The sequence below is a fragment of the Palleronia sp. genome, from assembly GCF_042089775.1.
Taxonomy (GTDB): domain Bacteria; phylum Pseudomonadota; class Alphaproteobacteria; order Rhodobacterales; family Rhodobacteraceae; genus Palleronia.
Genome location: NZ_JBELKF010000220.1, coordinates 1 through 2,969 on the forward strand (window position 1 = coordinate 1; position 2,969 = coordinate 2,969).

Sequence of the window (2,969 nt, forward strand, 5' to 3'; positions counted from 1 at the left end):
ATCGACGACCTCACCGGTGCCTGCGTGCCGCTTGCCGATTTCTCGCAGCTGCGCGACCAGGTCAGCTCCAATGTCCTGCTGTGTCGCGACGGCAGTGCATTGCCGGTCAACGCCGCGCCGGGAGAGGCGTCGTGAACCGGGTCGCGGTGATCGGTGCCGGTGGCCATGCCAAGGTCATCATCGACCTGCTCCGCGGTGCTGGGCACGACGTCGTGGCCTGCCTGGATGCCGGACGCGAAGGACAGCGTGCCCTCGGTCACGCCGGTCTGGATGTTGGTGTAGTAGGTGGTCAGCGCGCCGTCGACCGGCGTCGCGCCCGTGCCCTGCAGCCAGTTGGCCGAGGTGCCCGGCGCGTTGATCCGGCGGTTCTGCAGGTCTTCCATCGTCTCGACCGGGAAGGTCGCGTAGACGTCGTAGACGTCGGTGATCAGCGACGACAGCGGCACCATGTTGTTGTCCGCCCAGCTTTGCGCCAGGTCTTCCTGGTTCACGTTCAGGTCGTCGAAGATCTCGATCAGCATCCGGTGGTCGGGCGTGGCGAAGGGCGTGAAGTAGGTCACGTTCTGCAGCGGCATGGTCGAGCCTTCCCAGACCGTGCCGACCATGCCGATGTCGACGATGCCGTCCTGCACCGCCTCGCGGGTGTCGGTGAACTTGTAGAGCGTGCCGGCATAGGCCTCGTTCCAGTTCACCTCGTATTCGCCGCCGGCCTCTTCGAGGATGCGGTTCACCTCGGGCTGGAAGGTGTTCTTCATCGCGTAGACCCAGATGTTCTGTTCCGGGTGCGACGAGCCGATGTTGACGGTGATCGTCTGCTGCGCGGCTGCGGCGGAGGCGACAATGGTCGCTGCGGCCGCAAGGGCGAAGGTCGTGTGCTTCATTCTGTCCTCCCTGACATCGGGCGCGGGATCGTCGCGGCGCCCGTCGCGTTTCTGCGGTCTCAGTCCTCGAAGGCCCCCAGCGCGCGCAGGATGCGCTCGGGGGTGAACGGCATCGCGGTCACCTCGCCGCCCAGCGGGCGGATGGCGTCGTTGATGGCGTTCATGATCGCCGCGGGCGCCCCGGCGGTGCCGGCCTCTCCGGCGCCCTTCGCGCCAAGCTGCCCCTCCTCGGTGGGCGTCTCGACGTGGCGGATGATCATGTCGGTCATCTCGGCCGACATCGGCACCAGGTAATCGGCCATCGAGCCGTTCAGCAGCTGCCCGTCGGCGTCGTAGCAGACCTCCTCGAACAGCGCGCCGCCGATCCCCTGCACGATGCCGCCGCGGATCTGCTCGTCGACCAGCTGCGGGTTGATGATCCGCCCGCAATCCTCGACGCACCAGTGCTTGAGCAGCTTGACGAAGCCGGTCTCGACGTCGACCTCGACGTAGGACGCCTGCACGCCGTTGGTGAAGGCGTAGGGGTAGTTCGACGTGATGTAGTGCCGCGTCTGCATCAGCTCGCGCGGCAGCTCCGGCGGCAGCGTGTCGCCGCGGAAATAGACGATGCGTCCGACCTCGGAAAGCGGCAGGCGCTCCTCGCCGGTCCCGGCGTCGACCACCACGCCGTCGCGGATGTCGAGCGTTTCGGCCTTGGCCTGCAGCATCGCCGCCGCGACCTCCAGCACCTGGTCGCGCAGCGCCCGGCCCGCGCGCAGCGCCGCCTCGCCGCCGATGCCCGCGCCGCGCGACGCCCAGGTCCCGCCGCCGAAGGGCGTGACGCGGGTGTCGCCGGTGACGACGCGCACCATGTCGGGGCGGATGCCTACGCCTTCGGCGACGATCTGCGCCATGATCGCCTCGGTGCCCTGGCCCTGCTCGGTCACGCCGGTCAGCGCCACGACCGAGCCGTCGGGGTCCATCCGCACCGTGCAGCCGTCCTGCGCCGAGATCCGCGCGCCCCCGATGCCGTACATGAAGGGCGAAGGGTTGGTCAGCTCGATGAAGCTGGCGATGCCGATGCCGCGGTGGATGCCCTTCTCGCGCAACTCGGCCTGCTCGGCCCGCAGCGCGTCGTAGTCCATCGCCTCGACCAGCGCGTCGAGGCTGCGCTCGTGGCTGAGGCCCTCCAGCTTCAGCCCCGCGGCGGTCGAGACCGGGTAGGCGTCGTCGCGGATCACGTTGCGGCGGCGGAACTCGATCGGGTCGATGCCCATGGCATGGGCGGCCTTGTCCACCAGACCCTCGGTGATCGCCACGGCGACCGGGTGGCCCACCGCGCGATACTGCGCGCAGATGCCCTTGTTCTGGAACACGGTCGAGGACCGCACGCGGTAATGGTCGAAGGCGTAGGGCCCGCCGATCAGGTTCGTCACCTGCAGGCCCTCGACGGCCGATGTGCGCGGGTAGATCGAGTACGGGCCGATCCCCGTCCAGTCGTCCACGTCGAAGCCCAGGATCTTTCCGTCCGCGTCCATCGCGATCCGGCCCGTCGCCTCGTGGTCGCGGGCGTGGATGTCGGAGACGAAGGATTCCAGCCGGTCGGCGGTGAACTTCACCGGGCGGCCCAGCACCTTCGAGATCGCGGCCGTCGCCACCTCGTCGGCATAGACGTGCACCTTGACGCCGAACGACCCGCCCACGTCGCCGCAGACCACGCGCACGCGGCTTTCGGGCAGGTCCATGTGCTTGGCCAGCAGCACCTGGAGCATGTGCGGCGCCTGGTTCGAGACATGCGCCGTGAGCTCGCCCTCGCCGGCCTTCCAGTCGGCCAGGATCACCCGCGGCTCCAGCGTGACGCCGGTGTGGCGGCCGGTCTTGAACCAGCCCTCGACCACCGTGTGCGCATTGGCGAAGGTCTCGTCGACCTCGCCCGCCTCGTTGGTCTTGCGGAAGCACAGGTTGTCGTCATAGCCCTCGTGGATCACCGGCGTGTCCGGGTCCAGCGCGCTCATCATGTCGGTGACGGCGGGCAGTTCCTCGTACTCGACCATCACCAGGTCGGCGGCCTCCTCGGCCAGCGCGCGGGTGCGGGCGACCACGGCCACG

At 68.9% G+C, this 2,969-nt stretch carries 1 protein-coding gene and 2 pseudogenes; 1 reads left to right on the forward strand and 2 read right to left on the reverse strand.

Features of this window, described 5'->3' with window-relative positions:
- Positions 1 to 146: 146 nt before the first annotated feature.
- Positions 147 to 197, forward strand: a pseudogene (locus ACFDS3_RS20225) (hypothetical protein); the annotation flags it as partial.
- Positions 198 to 287: 90 nt separating this feature from the next.
- Here ACFDS3_RS20225 and ACFDS3_RS20230 read toward each other — a convergent pair.
- Positions 288 to 881: pseudogene (locus ACFDS3_RS20230) on the reverse strand (C4-dicarboxylate ABC transporter substrate-binding protein); the annotation flags it as partial.
- A gap of 59 nt (positions 882 to 940) precedes the next feature.
- On the reverse strand, positions 941 to 2,969 hold a 2,029-nt coding region (locus ACFDS3_RS20235; RefSeq protein WP_375264128.1), incomplete at its 5' end, for a xanthine dehydrogenase family protein molybdopterin-binding subunit.